Genomic DNA, 26,738 nt, shown 5'->3' on the forward strand with positions numbered 1-26,738 from the left:
CCCCGGCGAGCACGGCCCACTCCAGGGCCTCCTCGCAGGTGCGCAGCGAGTCGTGGGGGGGGGCCGCGCCCACCCCCACCCGGAGGGCACATTGCGCCGTCGACTGATCAACTCCACGCTGGCCGTGGTGCTCGTCGTGATCGCCGTCTTCGGCGTGTCCCTGGTCATCGTGGAGACCCGGACGATCACGAGCAGCGCCCAGGAGAGCGTGGACTCCGAGGCCCTGCGGGTGGTCAGCATCGTGGACGGCCGGCTCCTCGGCGGCGAGCCCATCAGCGCGGGCGTCCTCAAGCAGCAGATCACCGCCCACCGCTACGCGCGGATCGACGTGCCGGGCCACGACGACGTCCAGGTCGGCAGCGAGCCCGCGGGCTCCGTCATCCGCGGGCAGGCGCGCGGCGAGCAGGGCGAGGTCGTCACCGTCGAGGAGCAGAGCTCGTCCGTCACCCGCGAGGTCGGCCGCACACTGCTGATCATCGGCGCGGTCGCGCTGCTCGCGATCATCGCCGCCGTCCTGCTCGCCGTACGGCAGGCCAACATGCTGGCGTCGCCGCTGGTGGACCTCGCGGAGACGGCGGAGAAGCTGGGCTCGGGCGATCCGCGGCCCCGGCACAAGCGGTACGCGGTGCCCGAGCTCGACCGGGTCGCCGATGTCCTCGACTCCAGCGCCGAGCGCATCGCCCGCATGCTGACCGCCGAGCGCAGGCTTGCCGCCGACGCGTCGCACCAGCTGCGTACGCCACTGACCGCGCTGTCCATGCGGCTGGAGGAGATCACGGTCACCGAGGACCTGGACACCGCGAGGGACGAGGCGTCGATCGCGCTCAACCAGGTGGAACGGCTCACCGACGTGGTGGAGCGGCTGCTCACCAACGCGCGCGACCCGCGCACCGGGTCCGCCATCCCGCTCGACCTCGACCGGATCATCAAGCAGCAGATAGAGGAGTGGAAGCCCGTCTACCGGGGCGCGGGGCGCGCGATCGTGCGCTCGGGGCGGCAGGGCGTGTGGGTGATGGCGACACCCGGCGCCATCGCGCAGGTGCTCGCCGCGCTGATCGAGAACTCGCTGATGCACGGCGGCGGCACCGTCGCGCTGCGTACGCGTGTCACGGGCAACCAGGCCGTCATCGAGGTGACGGACGAGGGGCCGGGGGTCTCCCCCGACCTCGGAGCGCGCATCTTCGAGCGCGCGATCAGCGGCCACAACTCGACGGGCATCGGCCTCGCCGTCGCACGCGACCTGGCGGAGGCGGACGGCGGGCGCCTGGAGCTGCTCCAGCCGAATCCGCCGGTGTTCGCGCTCTTCCTGAGCCGCGAGACGGAGGAGCGGGAGGAACCGGAACGTCCGGTGCGGTGAGTTCGCCGGAGACCCACGGGGCTCGGCCCACGCGGTCCGGACTCAGCCACTGGCCGGGCTCAGCCCACGCGGTCCGGGCTCAGCCACCGCGGTCCGGGCTCAGCCCACGCGGTCCGACGTGGCCTCCGGGTCCTTCTCGCGCCTCTCCCGCCTCTCGCGTTCCAGGAACGACTCGCCGGCCGGCAGCGCCTTGAACACCCACGAGCGGTACGACCAGAAGCGGAACAGCGTGGCCACGCCGATGCCGATGAACTTGAACACGTTGCTCTGGAGCGGTGAGTCCCAGCCGAACCCGTACGTGGCCGTGTAGAGGATGCCGTTCTCGATGATCAGGCCGATCACGCTGAAGAAGAGGAACAGCGTCAGCTCGCGCGTACGACCGGACTTGTCGCTGTCCCGGTACGCGAAGTAGCGGAAGCCGATGTAGTTGAAGATGATCGACACGATCGTGGCCAGCACCGACGCGCGCACGACGGGCAGGCTCGTGGCGTGCCTGACCAGGTTGAACACCAGCAGATTCACCAGCAGGCCGGCCCCGCCCACGGCGCCGAACTTGACGATCTCCTGGAGCAGCCGGTGCGGTCGCGCCCGCGGTGCCGCGCCCGCGCCCACGCCCCGTACGCTCATCTGATTTTGCCCCGTCCGTTCGGTGTCGTCGCACCACATGCTAACCAGCCGTCCGCGCCCCGGCTCGCTGTCCGGCCGACGGGCCCCGGGCCCGGCCCCGCGGCCTCCCCGCGGGCGCCGGGCGAGCGGCCCACCGCGCCGGGGAGGGCGCCGGATACCCTGGTCGGGTGACGTTCCCCGTAGTCGGCATGGTCGGTGGCGGTCAGCTCGCCCGTATGACCCACGAGGCGGGCATCCCCCTCGGCCTGAAGTTCAAGCTCCTCAGTGACACACCGCAGGACTCCGCGGCGCAGGTGGTGGCCGATGTCGTCGTCGGCGACCACCGCGATCTGGAGACCCTGCGCGCGTTCGCACGCGGCTGCGACGTGATCACCTTCGACCACGAGCACGTGCCGCTCGCGCACCTGCGGGCGCTGGAGGCCGACGGTGTGACCGTACGGCCGGGACCGGACGCCCTCGCGCACGCCCAGGACAAGGGCGTGATGCGGGAGCGGCTCACGGCGCTCGGCGTGCCGTGCCCGCGCCACCGCATCGTGACGGACCCGGCGGACGTGACGGCCTTCGCGGCCGAGGGCGTCGCCGGGGACGCCGACGCGGGCGGGACGCCGGGCGCGGGCGACGGGTTCCCGGTGGTCCTCAAGACCGTGCGCGGCGGCTACGACGGCAAGGGTGTGTGGGTCGTACGGTCCGAGGCCGACGCCGCCGAGCCCTTCAGGGCCGGGGTGCCGGTGCTCGCCGAGGAGAAGGTCGACTTCGCGCGGGAGCTGGCCGCCAACGTCGTACGGTCGCCGCACGGCCAGGCCGTGGCCTACCCGGTCGTCGAGTCGCGGCAGGTCGACGGCGTCTGCGACACGGTGATCGCGCCCGCGCCCGGCCTGTCGGAGGACCTGTCGGGCGAGGCGCAGGAGCTGGCGCTGCGGGTCGCGAAGGAACTGGGCGTCGTCGGCCACCTCGCGGTGGAGCTGTTCGAGACGCGCGACGGCCGGCTCCTCGTGAACGAGCTGGCGATGCGCCCCCACAACTCGGGCCACTGGACGCAGGACGGCTCGATCACGTCGCAGTTCGCGAACCATGTCAGGGCCGTGCTGGACCTGCCCCTCGGCGACCCGCGCCCGCGCGCGCCCTGGAGCGTGATGTGCAACGTGCTCGGCGGCGACTACCCCGACATGTACGCGGCGTACCTGCACTGCATGGCCCGGGACCCGCGGCTGAAGATCCACATGTACGGCAAGGACGTGAAGCCCGGCCGCAAGGTCGGACATGTCAACACCTACGGCGACGACCTGGACGACGTGCTGGAGCGCGCCCGCCACGCCGCCGGCTACCTGCGAGGAACGATCACCGAATGACCTCAGAGAACGCGCCGCTCGTCGGCATCGTGATGGGCTCCGACTCCGACTGGCCGGTGATGGAGGCCGCGGCCAAGGCACTGGACGAGTTCGGGATTCGCTACGAGGTCGACGTGGTCTCCGCCCACCGCATGCCGCGCGAGATGATCGCGTACGGCGAGGGCGCGGCGGACCGCGGCCTGAAGGCGGTCGTCGCGGGCGCGGGAGGCGCGGCGCACCTGCCGGGCATGCTGGCGTCGGTGACGCCGCTGCCGGTGATCGGCGTACCGGTCCCGCTGAAGTACCTGGACGGCATGGACTCCCTCCTGTCGATCGTGCAGATGCCCGCGGGCGTGCCGGTCGCGACGGTGTCGGTGGGCGGCGCGCGCAACGCGGGCCTGCTGGCGGCGCGCATCCTCGCCACGGGCGATCCCGCGCTGCTCGCGCACATGCGGGAGTTCCAGCAGGAGCTGAACGACCAGGCCACGGAGAAGGGCAAGCGCCTGCGGGCGAAGACCCAGGGCGAGGCGTCCTTCGGCTTCGGCAAGTGAGTGGGACATGACCGGGAGCAGGCCCGAGCGGGCGGGAGTGATCGGAGAGTGAGCGGCACGATGGCGGACGCGAACGGACGGCTGGACGAGGCACGGGACCTGCTGGCGGCGTTCCCGGTGGTCGACGGGCACAACGACCTGCCGTGGGCGATGCGCGAGAAGGCCGGCTACGACCTCGACGCGGTGGACGTGGCGGGCGACCGCAGCGGCGAGCTGCACACGGACATCCCCCGGCTGCGGCGCGGTGGTGTCGGCGGCCAGTTCTGGTCGGTGTACGTACCGTCCGACCTGGGCCCCGGCCAGAACGCCGTCGCGGCGACCCTGGAGCAGATCGACTTCGTCCGGCAGCTCCTGGCCCGCTACCCGAAGGACCTGGCGTCGGCCCGTACGGCCGACGAGATGGAGGCGGCGCGGGCCGAGGGCCGGATCGCGTCGCTGATGGGCGCCGAGGGCGGCCAGTCCATCGCCGAGTCGATGGGCACCCTGCGCGCCCTGTACGAGCTGGGCGTCCGGTACATGACGCTCACCCACAACCACAACCTGCGCTGGGCAGACTCGGCGACGGACGAGCCGCGCGCCGGCGGGCTCACCGCCTTCGGCCGCGAGGTCGTACGGGAGATGAACCGGCTGGGCATGCTGGTCGACCTCTCGCACGTGGCGGCGACGACGATGCGCGACGCGCTCGCCGTGGCCGAGGCGCCGGTGATCTTCTCGCACTCGTCGTCCCGCGCCGTCTGCGACCACCCGAGGAACATCCCGGACGACGTGCTGGCGCAGCTGCCCGCGAACGGCGGCGTCGCGATGGCCACGTTCGTCCCGAAGTTCGTCCTGCCCGAGGCGGTCGCCTGGACGCAGGCCGCGGACGAGAACCTGCGCGCGCACGGCCTGCACCACCTGGACACCACGCCGCGCGCCATGCGGCTGCACGAGGAGTTCGAGGCGGCGAACCCGCGCCCGGTGGCCACGGCGGCCACGGTCGCCGACCACCTGGACCACATGCGCGAGGTCGCGGGCGTGGACCATGTCGGCATCGGCGGCGACTTCGACGGCACGGCGTTCACCCCGAGCGACCTGTCCGACGTGGCCGGCTACCCGAACCTGCTGGCCGAGCTGCTCACCCGCGGCTGGTCCCGTACGGACCTGGCGAAGCTGACATGGCAGAACGCGGTCCGCACGCTGCGGGGCGCGGAGGAGGCGGCCCGCGGCCTCCGGGCCCGCCGGGGGCCGTCCCTGGCGACGATCGAGCAGCTGGACGGCGCGCCCGCCGCGTGACGCGCGCCTCCGCCGACGCCACTCCGGTCCGCCGCCCGGCGGCATGTGCGGCCCGGGGGGGGGGGGGGGCCCCCCGGGGGGGCCCCCCCGGGGGGGGGCGCCCGGGGGGGGGGGGGGGGGGGGGGGGGGGGGGGGGGGGGGCGCCGCCGCGGCGGGGCGGGGGCGGCGCCGGCCGGCGCCCCCCCCCCCCCCGGGCCCCGGGGGGGGGGGGGGGGGGGGCCGGGCCCCCCCCCCCCCCCGGCCCCCCCCCCCGGGGCCGCTCTCAGCGCGCCTGCGCGGGCAGCGGCTGGTTGACGTAGGGCGCCTCGCCCGCCTTCCTGTAGCCCTGGAGCGCCGGACCGTGGTCCGCGCGCAGATCGCAGTCCGGCCCCGGGACCGGGCTGTCCCACTGGACCATCGCCTTCACGCCCGGGAGCCCGGGCGCGGCCTTCGGTATCTGCTCGTACCAGCCCTTCTGCCGGTCCGGATCGGCCGGATCGGGGGCGGTGCTGAACTCGGAGAGCATGAGGGGCTTCGTCGCCGAGATGTTCTTCCGCAGCCAGTCGTAGGACGGCTGCTGGCTCTGCCGGAAGTCCAGCCAGTCGGGCGACTTGTGGCAGAGGTAGTAGTTGTACTGGTCCATGCCGATCCAGTCGACGTAGGCGTCCCCCGGATACAGCTCCTTCATCAGGTCCTTGTGGCCGAGGTAGCCCGACACGGTCCACACCCAGATCACGTTGTCCGCGCCCAGCCGCCGGAAGCGGTCGTACACATGACGGTAGGCCGCGACGAACTGGGCCGGGGTGCCCGCCGCCGGGGTACGGAAGTCCGACTCCTGGTCGAACGAGAAGAAGACCGTCTTCCCGTACGCCTTGACGCGCTCCGCCTCGGGATCGATGACCGTCCTGTCGAAGTCCCCCGCGGCCACCCGGCCCCAGCCGAGCTGCGTCTCCGTGTAGTTCTTGTGGTGCGGCTCGGTCCAGACCGTCGATTCCCAGGCGAGCATCAGCATCCGGTGCTCGCCCAGCTCGCGCTCGTCCGGCGTCAGGAGCACTCCGTCCCGCGGCGTGTTGGACATGTCGTGGTAGGTGTACACGAGGTCGAGCGTGCGGCCGATCTTCCGCTCGAAGCCGTGGACGGCCTCGGTGAGCGAGCCGTCCCGCGCGTAGGGCACGTACGCTCCCCACCACGCCCCGCACGGCGGCTCCAGGAGTTTCGTCGGCGCGCAGTCTCCGGGTGCCCGCGCGTGGTCGGCCGAGCGGCCGGACCACCAGACGCCGAGGCCGGCGAGGAGCGCGCCGACCGTCGCCAGGGCGAGGAGCAGTTCCGTACCGCCGAACCGGGCCCGTGGCCGCGCCGTGCGGTGGCGCACGGTCAGGGCTCTCGGCCGGCGCCGGCCCGCGCGCCCGCCGCCTCCGCGGCCTCGTCACGGGCCGCGCGGATCGCGGTCGGGAACGGCAGCCCCGGCAGCAGTGCCGCGACGGTGCAGAACGCGGCGAGCGAGATCAGGAAGACCGTCGCGGAGAACCCCTGCACCAGGAACAGCGCGGTCGCGGCGAGCGTCGCGAGCGACCAGCTCAACGGCGCCGCGAGGGCCAGGGTCTCCAGGCGGGCGGCCGGACGCGGGCGGCCCGGCTGGGGGTACAGGAGCGCGAGCCCCGGACCGAAGGTGACGAACAGCAGGACGGGCGCCCAGCGCAGGAACGCGCCCGAGGGCAGCAGGGTCGCGGCGAGGGCGACCCATCCCGACAGCGCGAGGGCGGCTCTGAACTGTGCCTGGGTGCGGTTCATGGCGTGGCATGGCTCCTGGTGGCGGTGGAGGCGACGACGGTGGGAAGCGACGACAGAGGCGACGGCGGTGACGGAGGTGACGGAGGTGACGGAGGGGCGGCGGGGGCGGTCAGGGCTCGACGTCCGGCGGCAGCGGCTCGGGTTTCGTCGGCACTGGGAGGTGCTGGAGCAGCAGGCCGTGGCTGGTGTCCTCGACGATCTTGAAGTGCGGGGACGCCTTCAACGCCGTGACGAGCCGGTTGTATCCGCCCGGCGGCAGGTATCCCTCGCCCTGCACCGCGTCGCGCTGCGTCGGGGTGAGGAGGATGTAGGCCGGGCAGCCCGCGGGGATGCCCTCCGCCAGGTAGTCGCCGGGGTCCTTGAGCAGCTTCTGGTTGGCCGCGGCGTCCTGCTCGGTGAAGAACCAGTGGTCGTAGTGGCTGTAGTGGTAGTACGCCCCCGGGAACGAGCCCGTGGCCGCCATGACGAGCGAGCCGACCGGCGCCCGGTCGTACGCCCGCTCCACGAAGGCGACCTCCTGCGGCGGCGCGTACTGCATGCTCTCCTTGCCGTAGTAGGAGGGGAGGAACCCCGCGAGCAGGACGAGGACGCCCGCGGGCAGTGCCACGACCATGACCCGCTGGGCGACCCTGCGGGCCCTGCCCGCGTACGCCGCGGACGGCACCAGCGCGGCGGCGGCGAAGAACGCCGAGCCCGGCAGGCCGAACAGGTAGACGCGGAAGACCATTTCGCCGCCGTAGTTGTTGACGGCGAGCAGCGGCGCGGGCGCGACGGCCGCGAGGAGCAGCGGCAGCGCCGACCGGGCGAGCCTGCGGCGGAGCAGCACGGCCGCCACGGCAAGCACCCCGAGCGCCACCACCATCACGATGTTGACGATGCCGACGAGTTCCGCGCCCTCGCCCGTCGGGTTGCCGCCGATGCCGGGTTTCGCGTTGCTGAGCAGGTCGCCGAGCTGTCCGCTCAGCGTCTTCATCGTGTCGACGAACAGCGGCCTGCCCATGGTCAGGTCCCAGATGCCCATGATGACGGCGGCGGTCACGAACAGCCCGATGTTGCGGTAGCGGCGCGTGAGGCAGAGCGCGAACAGCGTGACGCAGAGCATGACAGGTGTCAGCTGGTGCGCGGAGTTGATCGCGGCGATCAGCGGTGCCAGCAGTGCGACGCCGATGGCCCGCTGCCGCCAGGTGGTGGACGGCGGCACGGGCGCCGCCGCCGGGTCGAGCCGGTCCCTCTCGCGCAGCGCGCCCGCCGTGCCCGGCCGGACGAAGTTGCGCAGCACCACCGCGAAGACGGCGAGGAACAGCACGTACGCGAACCCCTGCGGCGACAGGTAGTCCTGGCCCACCCAGTTGGCGAGCTGGAAGATCCACACCGCGGTCCACACGAGCCGCCAGTCGTCGGTGAACGTGCGGTAGATCAGGACGAGGATCGGCAGCGCCAGGGCGCCGTAGATGACGGGGGCCCAGTTGGTGTAGACGGCGGCCCCGTGCACGCCGAAGGCGCGGATCAGGGCGGCGTTCAGCGAGAAGAAGCCCGGCCACTGGTCGTAGGCGGACATGCCGCCGTTCAGTACGTCGTGCGGATGGACCGTGCCCTCGGTGAGCAGGCGGGCGATGACCGCGTCGTGCTTGGAAGCCCACGCGTAGCGGACCGTGTCGTACAGCAGCGCCGTGGGCGCCTTCAGCGCGAACAGCATGCCCAGGCTGTACGTGAGCGGCCACCAGGGGGCCGTACCCGCGCGGCGCAGCGAGGCGACGAAGCCGACGGTGAGGATGGCGAGAGACGCGTAGAACGCGACGGGGAAACGGTCGAGCAGCCCGAAATCCCCCAGGTGGTGGAAGCGAATCCGCGGCAGCGACCAGGCCCACAGGGCGGCGCCGACCGGTAACGGCAGCCAGGTCAGGAGCCGGTGAGGACCGATCGGGAGGCGTCTGGCGCCCTCCCGGGTCAGCGTGCCCCGCGCGCCGCCCGGCGCGGTCCCCTCCCCTGCGTCACCGTCGCCGGTTATGCCAACTGCCGGCGTACGAGTTCGGTCAGCCGGCCCGAGGGGTTGGCCAGCAGTGCTTGCGGGGCGCCCTGTTCGACCACCCGGCCGGCGTCCATCACGATCACGCGGTCGGCGTCCATGACGGTGCTCAGCCGGTGCGCGATCACCAGCCGGCTCGCCCGCAGCCGCCGGGTGCTCTCCATGACGACGGCCTGCGTCGCGTTGTCGAGGGCGCTGGTCGCCTCGTCGAAGAAGAGGATGCGCGGGCGCCGTACGAGGGCCTGCGCGATCATCAGCCGCTGGCGCTGGCCGCCCGAGACGGCCCCGCCGCCCGCGATCATCGTGTGCAGACCCATCGGCATGCGCCGGATGTCCTCGGCGAGCCCGGCGAGTTCGGCCGCCTCCCACACCTCTTCCTGGGTGAACGACTCGGCGCCCCGCACACAGTCCAGGATCGAACCGGTCAGCGGCTGCGCGTTCTGCAGCACGACCCCGCACTGGCGCCGCACGGCGCTCAGGTCGAGGGCGGAGAGGTCCTGGCCGTCGTAGAGCACACTGCCGGACACCGGCCGCTCGAAGCCGATCAGCAGCCGCAGCAGGGTGGACTTGCCGCAGCCGCTCGGTCCGACGACGGCGACGAACTCGCCCTCGCCGACCTCGACCGTGACGTCGTCGAGGACGAGGGGGCCCTCGTCCCCGTACCGGAACGACACCCCGCGGGCGGCGAACGCGCCCGTCAGGACGCCCGGCGCGGCGCTGCCGCCCCGTACCTCCGGCTCGCCGCGCAGCACCGGCCGCACCTGTTCGTACATCGGCAGCGCGGAGACCGCCGACACGAGGGCGCCGGTGAGCTGGGTGACCGAGGTCAGCAGCATCGTCAGCGAGGTGTTGAAGGTGAGGAAGGACGCCGACGAGAGGGTGCCGCGCGCGGGGCCCGCGAGGACCATGAACATCAGCAGGGTGCACAGCGGCAGGTACACCGCGTCGACCACGGTGTTGACGTTCTTGATGTGCCCGGCGCGCTGCTGCATCCCCCGGGACCTCGCGAACTCCCTGGCCCAGGCGGCGTACGCGAACGGCTCGGCCGCGGCGACGCGCAGCTTGGGCAGTCCGCGCAGGGTCTGGAAGGCCTGGTTGTTGAGCTTGTTGCCGAGTTTCACCAGGCGGCGCTGCCAGCGCACCTGCCACAGCCCGATCGCGAGGAACACGGCGGCGACGACCGCGAGCATGCCGAGCGCGGCGAACGCGAGGGGCACGCTGTAGAAGAGGAGCAGCCCGAGGTTCATCACGCCGACCGTGGTGGACTGGAGCACGACGGGCGCGATCCCCGACAGGACCCGGCGCACGGAGCTCACGCCCATGGCGGCGCTGGCGAGTTCGCCGGTGGAGCGCTCGCCGAAGAACGCGGTGGGCAGCCGCAGCAGCCTGTCCCACACGGCGGGCTGGAGGGTGGCCTCCATCCGGCCCTCGATACGCAGCATGGTGAGGTTCTGGAGCAGCCCGAAGGCGGCGGAGACCGCGCCGGCCACCATGACCGCGATCGCCACCTGCACGATGAGGCTGGTCTGCGCGTGCGGGACGTAGACGCCGAGTACCTTGCCGGTGGCGATGGGTACGAGTGCGCCGAGGGCGACGGTGACGAGCCCCGCGAGGACCAGGCCGCGCAGGTCGCCGCGGGCGCCGCGCAGGCTGAAGCGCAGCAACCGCGCGGGGTTGAGGGGACGTTCGGGCAGCGGACGGTAGAACATCACTCCGTGCGGCTCGAACTCCCCGGCGTTCTCGGCGGTGACGCGGGAACGCGATCCGCTGAGCGGGTTGACCGCCTCGTACCGGCCGCGCCGCCACAGCAGTGCGACGGGCGCCCCCGAGCGGGCCCGGGTGCCGGCCAGCGGGCCGACGTCGGTGCGCCACCACTGGCCGGCGAGGCGGACCTGCCGGGTGCGGACCCGGGCGTGCGCGGCGATCCGTTCGACGGGGCCGAGTCGGGCGCCCGTGCCCGCGGTGTCGCGCGGCGGGTCTCCGAGTGCGATGCCCGCTGCCGCCGCGACCTGGCGGCAGACCGCGAAGACCGCGTCGTCGCCGGCCTCGGGCGCCGCGCCGCCGCGCTCCCTCTCCGCACGGCCCCCGCGGCCGATGGAGGCGACGAGGGCGCGGTCCGCGCTCTCCCGTTCCCGCTCGCCCGCCCGGATGCCGGCGGCGGTGCGGTCCTCGTGGGCGCGCTCGCGGCTGTCGATCCACCGGTCGACGGCGGCGAGCAGCCGGTACTGCTGGGCGACCATGCCCTGCCACATCTCCGGGTCCACGAGCAGATCGCCCGCGAAGCCGGCGCTGTAGGCGGCGCCCGCCTCGACGCTGCCCGCCGGGACGGGCATCCAGAGGATGTCGTCGTCGGCGACGGCGCCGGAGGCCGGGTCGTCCCCGGCCAGCCGCGCGTCGAGCGGTGCCTCGAAGAGCGCGCCGAGGCCCCGGCCGATACCGAGGGCGAAGGCGTCCTCCAGCGGCGAGGTGCCCTGGGGCGGCTGCTGCCACAGGGAGGGTCGGGTGAGTTCGCGCAGCGGGATGCGGCGCAGCGCGCAGCCGGGTCCCGGTCTGCCGAGCAGGGTGTGGCGGGGGCCCTCGACGGGTCCGAGCAGCAGGGTGCCCGCCTCCAGGCGGCCGAGGAAGTGCCAGGGGCCGCCGCCGGCCGCGTCGACCGCGAACAGGTCGAGGGCTCCGGCGGCCACCAGCCAGAGCACGAGCGGGCCTTCGAGGTTGACGCCGCTGCCCTCGGCGGCCCCTTCCGCGCCGCCGTCGACGGGGGCGCCGAAGCCCCCGAGTGCGGCCGTGACGCTGTCGCCCTCCGCGTGCCCGGTGCCGGGCCCGGTGGCCGTCGCCATCTCAGTGCTCCTTGACGAGGCCGGCGTACGCGCCGCCCGCGGCGACCAGTTCGTGGTGCCGGCCGCGTTCGACGACGGTGCCGTGGTCGAGGACGACGATCTCGTCGCTGTCCCGCACGGTGCTGAGCCGGTGCGCGATCACCACGCAGGCGCAGCCGCGCCGCCGCAGGTTGTCCATGATGACGCGCTCGGTCTCGGCGTCCAGCGCGCTGGTCACCTCGTCGAGCACGAGGACGCTGGGACCGCGCACCAGCGCCCGCGCGATCTCCAGGCGCTGCCGCTGGCCGCCGGAGAAGTTGCGGCCGTCCTGCTCGACGCGGGTGTGGATGCCGTCGGGGCGGCGCGCGATCACGTCGTCGTAGAGGGCCGCGTCGCGCAGTGCGGCGACGCCGCCCCCGTCCGGGATCGAGGGGTCCCACAGCGCGACGTTGTCCCGTACGGTCCCCTCGAAGAGGAAGACGTCCTGGTCCACGAAGGACACGGACGCGGCGAGCGCGCCGCGCGGGATGTCCTCGATCGGGCGGCCGTCAATGGAGATGGTGCCCTCCCACGGCCGGTAGAGCCCGGAGATCAGGCGCGAGACGGTGGACTTGCCGCTGCCTGAGCCGCCGACGAGGGCGACCTGCCGGCCGGGTCCCACGGTGAGCGAGAAGCCGCCGAGCAGCGGCGTGTCGAGCGGGCTGTAGCCGAACGTGACGTTCTCCAGGGCGACATGGCCGGTCAGGCGGCGGGTGCTCGGGTCGCCGCCGCCGCGCGCGTAGAGGGAGTCGGCGGGGAAGTTCTCGACGTCCTTGAGGCGGGCGACGTCGGCCGCGAAGTCCTGGATGCGGCCCGCGACTCCGTTGAGCCGGGTGATGGGCGCGGTGAAGCGGGTGACGAGCGCCTGGAAGGCGACGAGCAGCCCGATGGAGATGTGCCCGTCCACGGCGCGCAGGCCGCCGATCCACAGGATCAGCGCGCTGTTGAGGGTGGCGAGCAGCGGCGCGACGACGGCGAGCACGGCGCTCGGCACACCGAGGCGCTGCTGCTCCTCCAGGGTGGTGGCGTGCTGCCCGGCCCAGCGGCGGAAGAAGCCGTCCTCACCGCCGGTCGCCTTCAGCGTCTCGATGAGCTGGAGTCCGGTGTACGAGGTGGTGGTGAGGCGGGCGCTGTCGGCGCGGAGTTTCTGGGTGTGGGTGGCGCGCAGGCGGATCACGACGCGCATGGCGACCACGTTGAGGAGTGCCACCAGCACGCCCACGACGGTGAGTTGGGGGTCGTAGGTCCACAGCAGCACCGCGTAGAGCAGGACGACGAGGCCGTCGACGCCCGCCGCCGAGAGGTCGCGCGCCAGGGTCTCGGCGACGGAGTCGTTGGACTGGAGGCGCTGGACGAGGTCGGCGGGGCTGCGCTGGGCGAAGAACGTGACGGGCAACCGCATCAGGTGGCGCATGAAGCGGGCGCTGCTGAGCGTGGAGGAGATGATGCGCCCGCGCAGCAGGTTGGCCTGCTGGAGCCCGGTCAGCACGGCGGTCAGCGCGATCATCGCGGCCATGGCGGCGAACAGCGGCCCGAGCAGCGAGGTCTGGCCGCCGACCAGGAACATGTCGATGTACGTGCGGCTCAGCGCGGGTACGGCGGCGCCGGTGGCGACGAGCAGCAGTCCGGCGAGCAGCGCCGCAAAGAGGGTGCCCGCGGTGCCGCGCATCCGGGCGGGCAGGGCGCGCAGCACACCGGGCCTGCGCCCGCCCGCGGTGAAAGAGGCGGTGCGTTCGAAGACGAGGGCGACGCCGGTGAAGCTGGTGTCGAAATCCTCGGCGGGCACGAACCTGCGGCCCTTCGCCGGGTCGTTGATGTGCGCGCCCCGGGTGCCGAACCTGCGGCCGTGCCCCTCGTAGACGACGTAGTGGTTGAACTCCCAGAAGAGGATCGCCGGGCCCTGGACGCCGGTGAGGGCGGCGGACTCCATCTGCATGCCCTTGGCGCCGAGTCCGTAACTGCGGGCGGCCTTGAGCAGGTTGCTCGCGCGGGAGCCGTCCCGGGAGACGCCGCAGGCGATGCGGAGCTCCTCCAGCGGCACGTGGCGGCCGTGGTGGGCGAGGACCATGGCGAGGCAGGCGGCGCCGCACTCGACGGCCTCCATCTGCAGGACGGTGGGGGTGCGCGCGGACTTGATCGCGCGGCCTGTGTTGTCCGGGGCCTGCGGCCGGGCCGCGGCCCGCGTGGGCCCGGTGCGGTGGCGGCCGTGGGCGCCGGGCGGGAGCTGCCGCTGCGGCGGTACGCGGGGCCCGCTCACGGCAGCAGCCACTGTGCGGGGTGCTGCCGTGCCACCCGTACGGAACCGTTGGCGGGCGTCATCGACGTGAGCGTGAAGGGCGGGCCCGAGGGCGAGGACCAGGCGTAGCCGGATGTGGTGCGGTGCGAGGTCCGGAGCGTGACGAGGACGGCGACGGGCTGCCCGTCGTGGCTGAACTGCTCGGCCAGCTGGGGGTCGCCGAGGAAGGCGGCGATCTGCCGGCGGCTCTGGGTGCCGCGGCCCACGGCCTTGACCGTGCCGTGCAGGACGCCGTAGGTCTGCTCGGGCGCGGACGGCAGGCTGAGGTCGACCGGCTGCCCCGGGGCGAGCGATGGGCCGCCCGAGGCCGGTACGTACAGCACCGCGAGGAGCGGGTCGTGGGGGTGGGCCGCGCGTTCGACGGTCGCGACGTCGGAGCCGGTGGTGACGACGGCGCCGATGGCGGCGGTCAGCGACGTGACCCGTCCGGCCGCGATCGCGCGGACCGTGTCCGTACCGCCGTGTGCGATCCGCACCCTGACGAGCGGCGCGTCGGCCTCGACGCGCTGCCCCTCCTGGGCGAGCACGGCGGTGACCTGCCCGGCCACCGGGCTCTGGAGCACGTAACTCCCCTGTCCGTAGGTGAGGATGCCCGGAGCGGCGACGGTGGACGTCACATAGCCGGTCACGGCCCACAGCGCGCCCGCCGCCATGGCGGCGAGGGTCACAGCGAGTGTGAGCAGGCCGCGCGGGCGGGCGAGCCGCACGGGGAGGTCGAGTTCCTCCGGTGACTGGAGCTTGGTGAGCGCCTGTTGGCGGAATTGCACGGTGGTCTTCCCGGTCTTGCCAGTGTTCCGGATCGCACGGCGGCCGCACCGGCTGTCACGGTCCTCCGGATCGCACGGCGGCCGCATCGGACGTCCCGGTCCTCCGGATCACGCGGCGGGCGGACCGGATGTCCCGGTGCTCTGGATCGCGGGCGGCAGGACCGGGCGTACGGCACACGGAAACGTGCCCCGGAGTCCGTAGGGGATACGGACCCGGGACACGAGTCAGTCAGTCACAACCGGTCGGCCGACCTGTTGCTCAGATGCCGCCGACGAGGCCCGTGACGCCGGACGTGTTCACCATCGGGTCGACGGTGTTGTCGACGGTGGAGAGCACGCCGCCGACGTTGACGACACCGGAGACCGTGCCGACGAGGCCGGAAACGGTGTCACCCACGAGACCACCGGACACGTTGTCCAGGTCGGCGTCGGCGATTTCCTGGGTCTCGACCTGGGGGGTGGAGTTCATCAGTGATGCTTCCCTTCGCATGGCTCTGATACGGCACCCACACAGCACCCGTGTCCTCGCCCCGTCGGGGGCGAAACCGCCGGTGTGCCGGTGGCATGCGATGGGATGTAAGCACGGACCTCTCGGGGGCAGCCACTCCCGCGACCGGCCCCCGGTTCATATGTGCCGTGCCTTTGTGGTGTGTTGTGCCCGGCCCCCCATCGGCGCGTCGCGCTTTCTTCACGCCGCGGTCCGAACATCGGTCAGTCCCACGGACGCGGAGCGTCCGGAACCTCGCATTCCGTCCGTACCGCCGGGGCCGCTCCACACGGGGAGGCAAAGGCCCTGTGCAGCGATGGGCTCCGGACGCTTGCAATGTGCGGGTTGTTCGCAGAGGCGCGTCGCGGAGGCTTTCGCGACGGAACGCGTCCGCCCGGTCACCCACCGTCCCGGCACGCGCCTCAACGGTCCCGCGCGTCGGGGGGCCCCCCCCCCCCCCCCCCCCCCCCCCCCCCCCCCCCCCCCCCCGCCCGCGCCACCCGGCGGCCGGAGTACAGGGCGCCCTGGAGCGAGCTGGTGTCGCGGTGGTCGCCGCACACGTACACGTCGCCGGCGAGCGCCGGCCGCGTGAAGGGGTGCGGCGCCGTCATGGCGGGCAGGGCGTACGGGATGTCGTACGTCGCGACCAGGTCCCAGTCGCGGGTGGGCACGCGGTAGAGGTCGGCCAGCCTGGCCCGTACGGCGGCCTCGGCCGCCTCGCCGCGCGGGACGCCCTCGCGGTGCGCCGCCGAGGTCGCGACGAGGGCGCGGCCCGCGGGGGCGTACGCGGGCGCGGCGGCGCTGATCACGACGCTGTTGTCGACGGGCGAGTCGTCCGCGTCCACGAGGAGCCGCGCGCCGGTGTCCGGAAGGGTCCCCGCGTCGGTGGCGTGATACCAGGTGCTCACGCCGCGCCAGGCGGGCTCCGGCAGCCCGGGCAGCAGACGGGCGGCGGCGCGGGCGTCCGTGGCGACGACCACGGCGCGGGCGCCGACGGTGCCCGCGTCGGTGACCACGTGCTCGCCGTCCACCCGCAGGGCGGGCGTGCCGAGGCGCACCGTGCCCTCGGGCAGCCGGGCGGCGAGGGAGAGCGGCAGTGCGTCCATCCCGGACGCGGGCACCGCGACCTCGCCGCGCACGAACATGCGCAGCATGAGGTCGGCGAAGCGGCCGGACGTGATGGCGTCCGGGTCGAGCGTCAGCCCGGTGTAGAACGGCCGCAGCAGGCGCTCCACCGTCGTGTCGGCGAGTCCGCGGGCGCGCCAGTGCCGGGCGGCGGGCACGTCGTGGCGGTGCAGGATGCCCTCCGTCGACATGAAGGACACCTCCAGCGCGTGGCGGGCGAGCGCGGTCTTGGCGCCGAGCGGCCCGATCGGCGCGCGGAGCAGGCGGGGCAGGGCGAGCGGGTCGCGGCGCGGGTCGGCGAGGACGCTGTGGCGCCCGTCCGCGTACAGGGTCAGGGCGCGGGCGAACGGCCGCAGGTCGAGGCCGGACAGGCCGAGCACGCGCCCGGCCTCCGGGTAGGCGGTGTTCAGCACCTGGAAGCCGCGGTCGAGCCGGTACCCGCCGGTGCGGTCGGTGGCGACCCGGCCGCCGACGCGCTCCCCCGCCTCGAGCACCGTGACGTCGGCGCCCCGGCCGGTCAGCTCCAGCGCCGTGGCGAGACCGGCGAGACCGGCCCCGACGACGGCCACGTCGCAGTGTGCGGGCAGGGTGGCCATGCGCATTACCTCCTGGAGGTCCCGCGGCCCGCGGGCGCGGGGGCGGTCGTACGGGTAGCCTCTCAGCCCCGCGCTCCCTCCGGCGCGGCAGCCGGGCGCAAGGACCGCCAAGAGGGCGGAGACGTTTCGTCCCCAGCGGGTACGTGTAGGAAGGCGGACCCGACGGAAGGAGTCTTCCCATGACCGGTAAGGGCGACGAGGAGCGCACCGCACAGGGTGTCGACCCGGGCCTCCTGGAGGACCAGCAGCTGCTGCGCGAGCTGGAGACACTGCACCGCACCCGGCACGACACCCTGCTGCACGGGTCGAAGGACGCGCTGGACACGCACAACACGCGCACGGCACAGCTAGAGGGCGAGTACCTGCGGCGCCACCCGAAGCGGCATGTCCTCGCGGGACGCACCCGCGCGGGCGCCCGGGGACGCGGCGCCTGACCGCGCGGGCGCCGCAGCGCGCCTTCCGGTCCCGGTGCTCGGACGCCCGTACCGCGGGCCTGCCCCGGAGCGGCGCCGGGTCGTGGCAGCGGGCGCGAGGCCGGGCGTTCGGGACGTCAGGACGCCGGGCCCGCGGCCCGCGCGGCGCCGGCAGTGCACGGGGTCGGCGGCGGTGCGCACTCCTCCTGCCGCCACGGCGCCTTTCCGCGCGGCGAGTTGGCCACGTCGCGGCGGCATCCCGTGGCGGCTGGAGCGGGGCGCGGGTTCGCCACGCCGTGGCGGCTGGAGCAGGGCGCCTCGGGTGCGGCCCGGGCCGGGGCGTCAGTGTGCGGCCGTGGCGTGCCCCGCGCTCCGGCGCTCGCGGCCGGGGAGGGTCGCGGGACGGCGGCCGGCCCGAGCCCGGAACCGGTCCCGGCCCTCCCGGCCGCGCGGCGGGCAGGGCCGGGCGGCCCGGGACGGCGCCGGGCTGTGTCCCGGCACGGGCCGGGCGTCCGGGGCGTCAGGACCCCGGGCGCCCGGCCCGCGCGGCGGTGAGCAGGGCGAGCGGTGTGGCCGCGGCCCATGCCTGGGGAGAGTTGGCGTGCGGGTAGGGCACCGGGCCGCCGGGGACGCCGGTTTCCGGGCGGGCGTGGCCGGAATACACCTCGGGCAACCGGTGGCCGAAGTGTTCCGAGGCCGCGAGGAGGCCCGCCGTGACCTTCGCCGCCTCCCGGTGGAGGCCGTAGCGGGCCATGCCGAGCACGGCGACGGCGGTGTCGTGCGGCCAGACGCTCCCCCGGTGGTACGAGAGCGGGTGGTACGGCCGCTGGCCCGCGGCGAGCGTCCTGATGCCCCAGCCGGAGAAGAAGTCCTCCTCCGTCAGCCGCCGGCCCACCCGCTCCCCGGTGTCCTGGTCGAGGATGCCGGACCACAGCAGATGGCCCGCGTCGGACGCCAGCACGTCCGCGCGCCCGGGGCCATCCGTTCGGATCTTGCCGGGCTCGTGTGCCCCTGTCCCGCCGTCCAGGGCCAGCGCGGGAAACCCGGTCTCCCGCATGAGGAAGTCGCGGTGGAAGCGCTCGCGCAGATCCGCGGCGAGCGCGTCCAGTTCCGCGGCCCGGGCGGCGTCGTGCCACACCTCGCGGGCGAGCGCGGCGCTCCCGCGCAGCGCGTCGTAGGCGTATCCCTGCGCCTCCGCGACGGCCACGGCACCCGTCAGCTGGGTGCCGTCCGCGCGGCAGACGGCACCGGCGGAGTCCTTCCAGTTCTGGTTGAGGAGCCCCGCCTCGTCCGCCTCGTAGACGAGGTAGCCCCGGCCGCCGAGGCCCCCGTCGCCGAGCAGCCAGGCCACCGCGGCCCGCGCCTGGGGTTCCAGGCGCCTCGCCACCGACGGGTCGCCGGTGTGCGCGGTGTACGCGTGGAGCAGCGCGAGGAAGAGCGGAGTGCTGTCGACGGACCCGTAGTAGCGTCCGTACGGCACCTGGCCGAAGTGGGCGAGTTCGCCGTGCCTGACCTCGTGGACGATCTTGCCGGGCTGCGCGACGCGCTCCGGCTCGTAGCGGGTGGCCTGGGTCGCGGCCAGCGCCAGCAGGGTGGCCCTGGCGAGCGCGGGGCGGTAGGGCAGCGCGAAGAACGACGTGAGCAGGGAGTCCCGGCCGAACAGGGTGAGGAACCAGGGCACTCCGGCACCGGGCGGGGACACGGGCTCGCCGTCGGGCCCCCGCGCGGGGACGAGCAGCCCGGCCAGGTCCGCGAGGCCCTGTGCGCAGGCGTCGCGCAGCACGCCGTCCGTGCCGTTCGCGCCGCCCGTTCCGCCCGGCAGGACCGGGAGGTCGTCACGGCGGATGTCCGCCTCCTCACGGCGCACCCGGTGTGCCACCGCCTCCGGTGTGGCGGGGCCGGGCGCGCGGGTGGCGGGCGTGCCGTGCGGGCGGGCCGTCACCGTCACGGCCAGCTCCGCCTCGCCGTGGGCGGGCAGGACGAGCCGCCACACCAGCGCCCGGCCCGTGGGGCCGAGGGCGCGCACCTCGTCGGGGGCGGGGCGGGCGGAGACGGTCGTGGCGGAGTGCCACCCGGAGCGCCGGTAGTGGAAGGTGACCTCGTCCGCCGTCACGGCGACGGTCCTGGCCGCGCCGGGCTTCGGGTAGGTGCGCCGGTCCGAGCGCAGCTCGAACTGGTCGGCGAAGTCGGCGTCGGCCTCCAGGACCAGTGTCAGCGTCGTGTCGTACGCGACGTTGCTGGTCACCCTGGTGTGCTCGGTGAGGGTGCCCCCGTACAGCGCCTGCCGCCGGAACACCACGTATGCGGCGGGTTCGTCCCTGGTGCCCTCCCGGGCGAGGACGGCGGCGCCACCCGCGGACCCGCCGGGGGTGAGGACCTCGGGGACGGCACCGTCGACGAGGAGCCGCCAGCGGCTCAGGTGACGGCCGTCGCGGACGAAGAGGCCGTCCGGTGAGCGGCCGCGTGTCCCCGTGATGTCCCCACCGGGACCGAGGGCGGCGAACGTGCCCGCGTGCACCAGGAGTTGGCCCGTTCCGCCTGATTCGGACATCAGTACCGCCCCTCCGTGGCGAGCAGGTCCACGACCACGGCGGCCGTCCAGCTGAAGTCCCTGGTGCCGCGCCCCTGTGCCGTGCGGGGGTCGACGTACTCGGCGAAGGACGACGTCCCGGCCGCTTCGAGCATGGCCTCGCCGAGTGTCCGCGCCGCCCCGGCCGCCCCGTGCGTCGCGAGCCCCCTGCGCAGAAGCCAGTTGGTGTTGAACCAGGCGGGTCCGCGCCAGTAGCGGGCGGGGTCGTACGCGTCGGAGAGCAGGTCGAAGCTGGGCACCAGGGACGTGGTGGAGCCGAGGCCGAAGTGGGGTCCCGCGAGGGTGCGCAGCAGGGCGCGGGTCACCTCGGCGGGCAGGTCGGGCAGGACCAGCGGCAGCAGGCCCGTCACACTGCGCCCGTACACCCGCCGCCCGGCCACCGCGTCGTGGCACAGGAACATGCCGTACTCCGCGTCCCACAGGTGCCCGACCAGGGCCGCCGAGAGCGCGGCGGCGCGCTCGCGGTGCGGACGCGGGTCCGCGCCGACGTGGGCGGCGATGGCCGCGAGCGCGTACTCGGAAGCGGTCAGCAGGGCGTTGAACCCGGGGTCCTCGACCGCGAACGCCGGTGGCGCGTCGTCACGGTAGCCGCCGTCGCGGTAGTCGCCGGCCAGGCGTACGTATCGTCCGTAGTCGGCGTCGGTCGGGCGCTCCGAGGCCCTGCCGCCGGTGAGGTCCGCGCGCCGGAAGGCGGACGGGGGCACCGGTTCGACCGCGGACAACGGCTCGTCCCAGCAGGGGCTGTTGTCCATGCCGGCCTCCCACGGGTGCACGATCGACACCAGGCCGCGGCCCCCCGGGTCGCGCCGGTCCATGAGATAGGCGTGCCATGCGGCCAGGCGCGGATAGAGCCGCGGCAGGAAGCCGCGGGCCCGGGAGGTCCCGGGATCGGCCTCGTGGACGAGCAGCGCGGCGAGCGCGTGGACGGGCGGCTGCACGATGCCGGAGGTGTCGAGTCCGCGGGGCGCCGGGGCGGTGCGGCCGGAGCGCCAGAAGTCCGGGCTCGGGAAGTAGGCCGCGTTCGGGACCCGGGGGTTGAACACGATCTGCGGGACCCGGCCGTCGGCCCACTGCGCGCCGAAGAGGGACTCCAGCTCGCGCTGGGCGCGCCGGGGCGAGAGGTGGCGCAGCCCGATCGCGATGAACGCGGAGTCCCAGCTCCACTGGTGCGGGTACAGGGTGGGGGACGGAATCGTCGAGGCGCCGGTCCAGTTGCCGAGCAGGACCTGTACCGCGGCGCGGGCGAGGCCGGTTCCGGGGAGGGGGGCGTGTTCCTTCGGCCGGTCCACGGGCGTCTCGCGGGCGAGGGCCGTCACGCGCCGCTCCGGCGCAGGTGTGCGGGGATGGAGCGGACGGCGTCCAGCGGGTCGCCGGTGAGGCGGCACTCCACGGCGAGGTAGCCGTCGTAGCCGGCCGCGTGCAGGGCGGCGAGCCAGACCGGCCAGTCGAGGTGTCCCGCGCCCGGCTGGAACCGGTTGGAGTCGCTGACCTGGGCGTGCCCGATGTAGGGCGCGGCGGCCAGGATCGCGGCGGCGGGGTCGGCCTCCTCGATGTTCATGTGGTAGCTGTCGATGCCGATCCTGACCGAGTCGAGGCCGGTCTCCCGGATCAGGTCCGCGGCCTGTTCGAGGCGGTTGACCATGTGGTCCTCGTAGCGGTTCAGGGGTTCGAGGAAGAGCGCCACCCCCTCCGAGGCGGCGTGCTCGCCGAGTTCGGTGAGGCCTTCCAGGAGGACGGCCCGGTCCTCGGCCTCGCCGCGCGGCGGTTCGAAGGGCGGCAGGCGGCGGGAGAACATCCCGTACGAGGCGGGGGTCTGCGCGCCGAGGCCGCCCAGCGAGGCGATCACGGAGAGCTGGGACTTCATCTGCCGTACGGCGTCTTTGCGCAGGTCCGCGTCGAACGCCCCGAGGAAGTGGAGCATGTCGACGCAGACGGTCGGCATGACGACACCGTCGGCGAGGGCCGCGCGCAGTTCGGGCAGGCGCTGCTCGAAGCTCAGGTCGCCCTTGCCTCGCAGTTCGATGCCGTCGTACCCGGCGGCCTGCGCGAAGTCCCACTTCTGCTGGAGGGTTTCGCCGGGCAGCAGTTGCTCCTGGCATGCGGTCTTGAGCACGGTGGTGGAGCCTCTCAGAATTCGAGGACGACCTGGAGGGCGTCGGCGGGACGCTCGTCCAGAAGGGTGTACGCGTCGGCCGCGTCGGCGACCGGAATGGTGTGGGTGACCAGGGACTCCACATCGACGCGGCCCTCGGCGACGAGGGCGAGGAAGGTGCGCTGGAGGCGTTCCACGCTCCAGCGCCCGGACAGCTGGGGCGGCACGCCGCCGATCTGCGAGCAGATCAACTGCACCCGGTTGTGGTGGAACTCGTCGCCGAGCCGCAGTCCGGCGCCGTCCCCCTGGTAGAAGCCCGAGGCCACGACCCGGCCGCCGACGGTGACGGAGCGCAGGGCCTCGTGGAGTGCGGGGTAGACGCCGCTGATCTCGATGGCGATGTCGGCTCCGCGGCCCTCGGTCGCGGCGCGCACCTGCTCGGCGACCGCGTCCGTACGGGCGTTGAGTGTGGCGGCGGCGCCGTAGGTACGGGCGGTGGCGAGACGTCCGTCCAGGGCGTCGACGGCGGTGACGCGCGCGCCGTTGAGCTGGGCGAGCCGGGTGGCGAGCAGGCCGATCACGCCCTGTCCGAAGACGGCCACGTCCTCGCCGAGGTGGATGTCGCAGGCGAGCACCGCGTTGTACGCGATGGCGCCGACCCGCGCGAAGGTGCCCGCGAGCGGCGCGAGTCCGGCGGGCAGCGCGTGCCCGATCATGCGCTCGGCCGGTACGACGCCCTCGCTGCGGTGGCCCCAGATGCCCCAGGCCAGCTCGCCCACGGTGGGCAGGCCGGGGGTGCCCGCCAGCTCCGGGGAGACCTCGGTGACCTCGCCGACCTCGGAGTAGCCCCATCCGGCGACCGGGTACTCCATGCCGGCGGCGCCCTCGCGGAAGATGCGGGCCTCGGCGTCCCAACTGCGGGTCAGGTACGGGTTGGTGCCGCGGTAGGCGGTGAGCTCCGTGCCGGCGGACACCCCCGAGTACCGCGTACGGACGCGGAGGTGGCCCGCGGGCAGCGGAGCAGCGGGGTGCTCGGCGACCTCGACCTGTCGGGGGCCGGTGAATTGGACGACGCGTTCCACGTGGGGCTCCGAGAAGGGGTGTGGGGCCCGGCCGAAGGGGCCGGTCGATGATTTACGTCGAAGATATCTCAGAGTTACGTCTTGTCAATACGCAAAAGTGGTGCTGAGATGCCTCAGTAGTCAGCAGAAGTAGGGTGAGTACAAGGCATGCACAAAGGGAATCGCCCCATCGAGCACCGGATGCGTTCGGCCCTGGCGGCAGGTCTGGCCATGGCGGTGGGCGTGGGCCTGCTCGCCGGATGCGCGGGCAGGACCGGTCCCGCGCGGCCGGACAACAAGATCACGGTGTGGTCGCAGGAGAACCTGCCGCCGCAGATGGCCGCGACGCAGAAGATCGTCGACCGGTTCGAGAAGCAGAGCGGGGTCCAGGTCAAGGTCGTCGGTGTGGACGAGAACCAGCTCCCGCAGCTGATCATGTCCGCCGCCGCGTCCGGCACCCTGCCGGACGTCATCGGCGGTGTGCCCATCGGACAGGTCTGGCAGATGTACACCAACGGCCTGCTCAACACGAAGGCGGCCGGCCAGGTGGTCGACGGCCTCGGCCGGTCCACCTTCGACGCGAACGCGCTGAGCCTCACCAGCGACGGATCGCACGACCTCGCTGTCCCCTCCGACGCCTGGCTGCAGCTCCTCGTCTACCGCAAGGACCTGCTGGCGAAGACCGGACTGCCCGTCCCCAGCACCTACGCCGGGCTCGAAAAGGCCGCGAAGGCGATGAAGACCTCGGGCCGGGACGGCATCTCGGTGGCCACCGACCCCGGTGACGTCTTCACACAGCAGAGCTTCGAGGACATCGCCCTGGCGGGCGGCTGCCAGTTGGTGAACGGGGCGGGCCGGGTGACGCTCGACTCACCGGCCTGCCGTACCTCGTTCGCCCTGTACGACCGGCTCGGCCGCACGTATGGCGAACCCGGGACGCAGACCGTCGACTCGACCCGCGCCACCTATTTCGCCGGCAAGTCGGGGATGGTCCTGTGGTCCACCTTCCTGCTGGACGAACTCGCGGGCCTCAGGAACGACGCCCTGCCGAGCTGTCCGCAGTGCAAGAGCGACAAGGGGTTCCTCGCCCGCGAAAGCGGCGTCGTCACCTCCCTGGCCGCCGCGCCCGGCAAGAAGCCGGCGCAGTTCGGCGAGGTGGCCTCCTGGGCCGTGACCAGGACGGCGGAGACCGGCGCTTCCGAGAAGTTCGTCCGCTACATGCTCGACCAGGGCTACACGAGCTGGTTCGGCATGTCGCCCGAGGGCCAGATCCCCGTCAGGCACGGCACCGCCGCGGACACCGACAAGTACCTGAACGCCTGGCGGGCGAGCACCATCGGCACCGACACCCGCGAGCGGCTCGACCGGGCGTACCCGAAGGCGCTGCTCGACCAGTTGATCGCGGGCGTCGGCAACATGCAGCGCTGGGGCTTCAAGGAGGGCCAGGGCGCCCTTGTCGGCGCCACCAACGGGCAGCTGCCCGTCCCGAAGGCCGTCAGCGCCCTGACCGGCGGCCAGATCACGCCCGGCCAGGCGGCGCGGCAGTCCCAGAGTGAAGTCTCCGCCCTCCAGAAGTCCCTCCAGTAGGCACCGGCCGCCATACGGGAAGACACCCATGCCACCGGCCGCACCACGAGGAAGACGCATCATGAGCACTGCACCGGGCGTCGCGAAGAAGCGACGCCGACTCACCACCTCCCAGCGGGAGAACCGGGCCGGTCTGGCCTTCGTCAGCCCCACCTTCGTGGTGGTCCTCGTCGTCGTGGTCGTCCCGATCCTGTGGACCGTGCTGCTGTCCTTCCAGCACGCCAAGCTGGTCGACATCCAGGGCATGGGGATCTTCGGGAACTGGTCGCTGGACAACTTCACCGAGGTCTTCACCTCACCCGGCTTCTGGTCCAGCCTGTTCACCACGCTCGCCTACACCGTCGGCGGCACCCTCGGCTCCGTCGTGCTGGGCCTCGTCGCCGCGCTCGCCCTGCGCAAACCGTTCCGGGGCCGGGGCTTCCTGCGCAGCACCATGCTCCTGCCGTACGTGGCGCCGGTCGTCGCGGTGGCCTTCGTCTGGCAGACGGCGCTGAGCCCGCAGTACGGCATCGTCAACCAGTGGGGCGCCAAGCTGCTCGGCTGGGACAACCCCATCGCGTTCCTTTCGACCCGCTCCTACGAGGTCGACCTCCTCGGGTGGCACGTCGGCATCCCGCTCGCCCTGCTCACCGTCATCGCCTTCGAGACCTGGCGGTACTTCCCGTTCGCGTTCCTCTTCCTGCTGGCCAGGCTCCAGGCCGTACCCGGGGGACTTGAGGAAGCGGCGCGCGTGGACGGGGCGACGCCCACGCAGCGCTTCCGGTACATCCTGCTGCCGCAGCTGATGCCGGTGATCGCGCTGCTGTGCGTGCTGCGCTTCATCATGACGTTCAACAAGTTCGACGACGTCTACCTGCTGACCGGCGGCGGCTCGGGCACCGATGTCGTCGCCGTGCGCGTGTACGACTTCCTCACCGCGAACTTCGACGTGGGCGCCGCCGCCGCGCAGGCGCTGGTCCTCGCGGTCGTCCTGATGGTGCTGCTCGGCATCTACTTCAAGTTCTTCGCCAAGAAGGTGCAGGAGGAGGCGTGATGACCCGCGCACAGTTCGAGGAGCGGTTCTTCGGCGTGGCCCGCTGGGTGGTCATCGTCCTGCTCGGCCTCATCACCCTGGTGCCCTTCTACTACATGCTGCTGCTGTCGGTGAAGCCCATCGACGCCCTGCTGCTCGACCCGGGCTCGATGTGGGTCTCCGCCAAGGACTTCACGCTCGCCACCTACGAGAACGTCCTCCAGCCGGCCTCCGACGGCGGGCAGGGCTTCCTGAAGCTGCTGCTCAACTCGGCGCTCGTGTCGCTGGGTACCGTCGCGCTGACGCTCGCCGCGGCCGTCCCCGGCGCCTACGCCATCAGCAGGCTGCGGTTCTTCGGCGGGCGGCAGGTCAGCGCGCTGTTCCTCGCCGTGTACCTCTTCCCGGCGACGCTTCTCGCCGTCCCACTCTTCGTGATGTTCGCGAAAGCGGGCCTGTCGGGGAGCCTGGTGGGCCTGGCGATCGTCTACATCGCCCAGACGGTGCCGGTGTCGATCTACATGCTGAAGAACTACTTCGTCACCATCCCCGCGAGCGTGGAGGAGGCCGCCGCCCTCGACGGCGCCTCCCGGCTGCAGACGGTGCGCAAGGTCGTGCTGCCGCTCGCCCTGCCGTCGCTCATGGCCACCGGCCTCTACATCTTCATGATCGCGTGGAACGAGTTCCTCTTCGCGCTGCTGTTCCTCGCCGCGGACCCGGACAAGTGGACGGTCTCCCTGGGCCTGCAGCAGCTGTCGAACGGCATCGAGGTGCCGAAGACCGTGCTCATGGCCGGTTCCGTGGTCCTCACCATCCCCGTGGTACTCCTGTTCTACGCGGCGGAGCGGCTGCTGACGGAGGGTCTGACCAGCGGCGCCGACAAGGGCTGAGGACAGGCGGGACACACGGTGGCACGACGAGCACGAGGA

At 73.3% G+C, this 26,738-nt stretch carries 21 protein-coding genes; 8 read left to right on the forward strand and 13 right to left on the reverse strand.

Annotated features, from left to right (window positions below):
* Nucleotides 1–91: 91 nt before the first annotated feature.
* On the forward strand, nt 92–1,357 hold the full coding sequence (locus LCE31_RS02630) for an ATP-binding protein (RefSeq protein ID WP_225012331.1): 1,266 nt from the start codon (nt 92–94) through the stop codon (nt 1,355–1,357).
* Between the two features lie 99 nt (nt 1,358–1,456).
* Here LCE31_RS02630 and LCE31_RS02635 read toward each other — a convergent pair whose 3' ends face one another.
* On the reverse strand, nt 1,457–1,984 hold the full coding sequence (locus LCE31_RS02635) for a GtrA family protein (RefSeq protein WP_225012291.1): 528 nt from the start codon (nt 1,982–1,984) through the stop codon (nt 1,457–1,459).
* Nucleotides 1,985–2,151: 167 nt separating this feature from the next.
* Between LCE31_RS02635 and LCE31_RS02640 the strand changes: the two genes are divergently transcribed.
* The 3 genes from LCE31_RS02640 to LCE31_RS02650 are packed head-to-tail and all read left to right on the forward strand — an operon-like array spanning nt 2,152 to nt 5,135.
* Nucleotides 2,152–3,333: a 5-(carboxyamino)imidazole ribonucleotide synthase gene (locus LCE31_RS02640; protein ID WP_225012292.1), complete on the forward strand. Its 1,182-nt coding sequence runs from the start codon at nt 2,152–2,154 to the stop codon at nt 3,331–3,333.
* The gene (gene purE / locus LCE31_RS02645; protein WP_225012293.1) at nt 3,330–3,863 is read left to right on the forward strand and encodes a 5-(carboxyamino)imidazole ribonucleotide mutase; all 534 of its coding nucleotides are present in this window, start codon (nt 3,330–3,332) and stop codon (nt 3,861–3,863) included. The genes LCE31_RS02640 and purE overlap by 4 nt, the downstream gene beginning before the upstream one ends.
* 60 nt (nt 3,864–3,923) lie before the next feature.
* On the forward strand, nt 3,924–5,135 hold the full coding sequence (locus tag LCE31_RS02650) for a dipeptidase (protein WP_225012332.1): 1,212 nt from the start codon (nt 3,924–3,926) through the stop codon (nt 5,133–5,135).
* Between the two features lie 262 nt (nt 5,136–5,397).
* Here the strand turns inward: LCE31_RS02650 and LCE31_RS02660 are convergent, their stop codons facing one another.
* The 8 genes from LCE31_RS02660 to LCE31_RS02695 form a co-directional block, all read right to left on the reverse strand.
* Nucleotides 5,398–6,486, reverse strand: a complete 1,089-nt coding sequence (locus LCE31_RS02660; RefSeq protein WP_225012294.1) for a glycoside hydrolase family 26 protein — start codon at nt 6,484–6,486, stop codon at nt 5,398–5,400.
* A 2-nt stretch (nt 6,487–6,488) separates the two neighbouring features.
* Nucleotides 6,489–6,905, reverse strand: a complete 417-nt coding sequence (locus tag LCE31_RS02665; protein ID WP_225012295.1) for a hypothetical protein — start codon at nt 6,903–6,905, stop codon at nt 6,489–6,491.
* 109 nt (nt 6,906–7,014) lie between these two features.
* Nucleotides 7,015–8,601 (reverse strand): hypothetical protein, encoded by a 1,587-nt coding sequence (locus tag LCE31_RS02670; RefSeq protein WP_225012296.1) that lies wholly within the window; start codon nt 8,599–8,601, stop codon nt 7,015–7,017.
* 308 nt (nt 8,602–8,909) lie between these two features.
* Nucleotides 8,910–11,768: an NHLP bacteriocin export ABC transporter permease/ATPase subunit gene (locus tag LCE31_RS02675; RefSeq protein ID WP_225012297.1), complete on the reverse strand. Its 2,859-nt coding sequence runs from the start codon at nt 11,766–11,768 to the stop codon at nt 8,910–8,912.
* Nucleotide 11,769: 1 nt separating this feature from the next.
* Entirely contained in the window at nt 11,770–14,043 is a 2,274-nt protein-coding gene (locus tag LCE31_RS02680; RefSeq protein ID WP_225012298.1) for an NHLP family bacteriocin export ABC transporter peptidase/permease/ATPase subunit, read from the reverse strand.
* Complete coding sequence (locus tag LCE31_RS02685) at nt 14,040–14,849, reverse strand: HlyD family efflux transporter periplasmic adaptor subunit (RefSeq protein ID WP_225012299.1); 810 nt, start codon at nt 14,847–14,849, stop codon at nt 14,040–14,042. Before LCE31_RS02685 ends, LCE31_RS02680 begins: the two co-directional genes overlap by 4 nt.
* A 259-nt stretch (nt 14,850–15,108) precedes the next feature.
* Nucleotides 15,109–15,318 carry a type A2 lantipeptide gene (locus LCE31_RS02690; RefSeq protein WP_225012300.1) on the reverse strand — a complete coding sequence of 70 codons (210 nt, stop codon included), beginning with the start codon at nt 15,316–15,318 and terminating at the stop codon, nt 15,109–15,111.
* Between the two features lie 440 nt (nt 15,319–15,758).
* Entirely contained in the window at nt 15,759–17,057 is a 1,299-nt protein-coding gene (locus tag LCE31_RS02695; RefSeq protein ID WP_225012301.1) for an NAD(P)/FAD-dependent oxidoreductase, read from the reverse strand.
* A 179-nt stretch (nt 17,058–17,236) separates the two neighbouring features.
* Between LCE31_RS02695 and LCE31_RS02700 the strand changes: the two genes are divergently transcribed.
* On the forward strand, nt 17,237–17,491 hold the full coding sequence (locus tag LCE31_RS02700; RefSeq protein WP_225012302.1) for a DUF6158 family protein: 255 nt from the start codon (nt 17,237–17,239) through the stop codon (nt 17,489–17,491).
* Between the two features lie 499 nt (nt 17,492–17,990).
* Here LCE31_RS02700 and LCE31_RS02705 read toward each other — a convergent pair whose 3' ends face one another.
* Genes LCE31_RS02705 through LCE31_RS02720 form a run of 4 tightly spaced genes read right to left on the reverse strand, consistent with a single transcriptional unit; the run spans nt 17,991 to nt 23,234 of the window.
* Nucleotides 17,991–20,021 (reverse strand): amylo-alpha-1,6-glucosidase, encoded by a 2,031-nt coding sequence (locus tag LCE31_RS02705; protein WP_225012303.1) that lies wholly within the window; start codon nt 20,019–20,021, stop codon nt 17,991–17,993.
* Nucleotides 20,021–21,376, reverse strand: a complete 1,356-nt coding sequence (locus LCE31_RS02710; protein ID WP_374118385.1) for an MGH1-like glycoside hydrolase domain-containing protein — start codon at nt 21,374–21,376, stop codon at nt 20,021–20,023. The genes LCE31_RS02705 and LCE31_RS02710 overlap by 1 nt, the downstream gene beginning before the upstream one ends.
* A complete protein-coding gene (locus tag LCE31_RS02715; protein ID WP_225012304.1) occupies nt 21,373–22,173 on the reverse strand; it encodes a sugar phosphate isomerase/epimerase family protein in 801 nt (266 codons plus the stop codon). Before LCE31_RS02715 ends, LCE31_RS02710 begins: the two co-directional genes overlap by 4 nt.
* Before the next feature lie 14 nt (nt 22,174–22,187).
* Nucleotides 22,188–23,234, reverse strand: a complete 1,047-nt coding sequence (locus LCE31_RS02720; protein WP_225012305.1) for a zinc-dependent alcohol dehydrogenase — start codon at nt 23,232–23,234, stop codon at nt 22,188–22,190.
* A gap of 147 nt (nt 23,235–23,381) precedes the next feature.
* Here LCE31_RS02720 and LCE31_RS02725 point away from each other — a divergent pair, with 147 nt between their 5' ends.
* The 3 genes from LCE31_RS02725 (at nt 23,382) to LCE31_RS02735 (ending at nt 26,699) form a co-directional block, all read left to right on the forward strand.
* Complete coding sequence (locus LCE31_RS02725; RefSeq protein ID WP_225012306.1) at nt 23,382–24,800, forward strand: ABC transporter substrate-binding protein; 1,419 nt, start codon at nt 23,382–23,384, stop codon at nt 24,798–24,800.
* A 61-nt stretch (nt 24,801–24,861) separates the two neighbouring features.
* Nucleotides 24,862–25,833 (forward strand): carbohydrate ABC transporter permease, encoded by a 972-nt coding sequence (locus LCE31_RS02730; protein WP_225012307.1) that lies wholly within the window; start codon nt 24,862–24,864, stop codon nt 25,831–25,833.
* Nucleotides 25,833–26,699 (forward strand): carbohydrate ABC transporter permease, encoded by an 867-nt coding sequence (locus LCE31_RS02735; RefSeq protein ID WP_225012308.1) that lies wholly within the window; start codon nt 25,833–25,835, stop codon nt 26,697–26,699. Before LCE31_RS02730 ends, LCE31_RS02735 begins: the two co-directional genes overlap by 1 nt.
* The last annotated feature ends 39 nt before the right edge of the window (nt 26,700–26,738 follow it).

Origin of the sequence: Streptomyces sp. 8L (assembly GCF_020176795.1) — a bacterium.
Classification (GTDB): Bacteria; Actinomycetota; Actinomycetes; order Streptomycetales; family Streptomycetaceae; genus Streptomyces.

Coding starts and splice junctions, on each gene's coding strand:
- LCE31_RS02730 (WP_225012307.1), top strand. CDS start 24,862: ATGAGCACTGCACCGGGCGTCGCGAAGAAGCGACGCCGACTCACCACC.
- LCE31_RS02705 (WP_225012303.1), bottom strand. CDS start 20,021: ATGTCCGAATCAGGCGGAACGGGCCAACTCCTGGTGCACGCGGGCACG.
- LCE31_RS02735 (WP_225012308.1), top strand. CDS start 25,833: ATGACCCGCGCACAGTTCGAGGAGCGGTTCTTCGGCGTGGCCCGCTGG.
- LCE31_RS02695 (WP_225012301.1), bottom strand. CDS start 17,057: ATGGCCACCCTGCCCGCACACTGCGACGTGGCCGTCGTCGGGGCCGGT.
- LCE31_RS02690 (WP_225012300.1), bottom strand. CDS start 15,318: ATGAACTCCACCCCCCAGGTCGAGACCCAGGAAATCGCCGACGCCGAC.
- LCE31_RS02725 (WP_225012306.1), top strand. CDS start 23,382: ATGCACAAAGGGAATCGCCCCATCGAGCACCGGATGCGTTCGGCCCTG.
- LCE31_RS02650 (WP_225012332.1), top strand. CDS start 3,924: ATGGCGGACGCGAACGGACGGCTGGACGAGGCACGGGACCTGCTGGCG.
- LCE31_RS02675 (WP_225012297.1), bottom strand. CDS start 11,768: ATGGCGACGGCCACCGGGCCCGGCACCGGGCACGCGGAGGGCGACAGC.
- LCE31_RS02670 (WP_225012296.1), bottom strand. CDS start 8,601: ATGCTGTTCGCGCTGAAGGCGCCCACGGCGCTGCTGTACGACACGGTC.
- LCE31_RS02665 (WP_225012295.1), bottom strand. CDS start 6,905: ATGAACCGCACCCAGGCACAGTTCAGAGCCGCCCTCGCGCTGTCGGGA.
- LCE31_RS02635 (WP_225012291.1), bottom strand. CDS start 1,984: ATGAGCGTACGGGGCGTGGGCGCGGGCGCGGCACCGCGGGCGCGACCG.
- purE (WP_225012293.1), top strand. CDS start 3,330: ATGACCTCAGAGAACGCGCCGCTCGTCGGCATCGTGATGGGCTCCGAC.
- LCE31_RS02700 (WP_225012302.1), top strand. CDS start 17,237: ATGACCGGTAAGGGCGACGAGGAGCGCACCGCACAGGGTGTCGACCCG.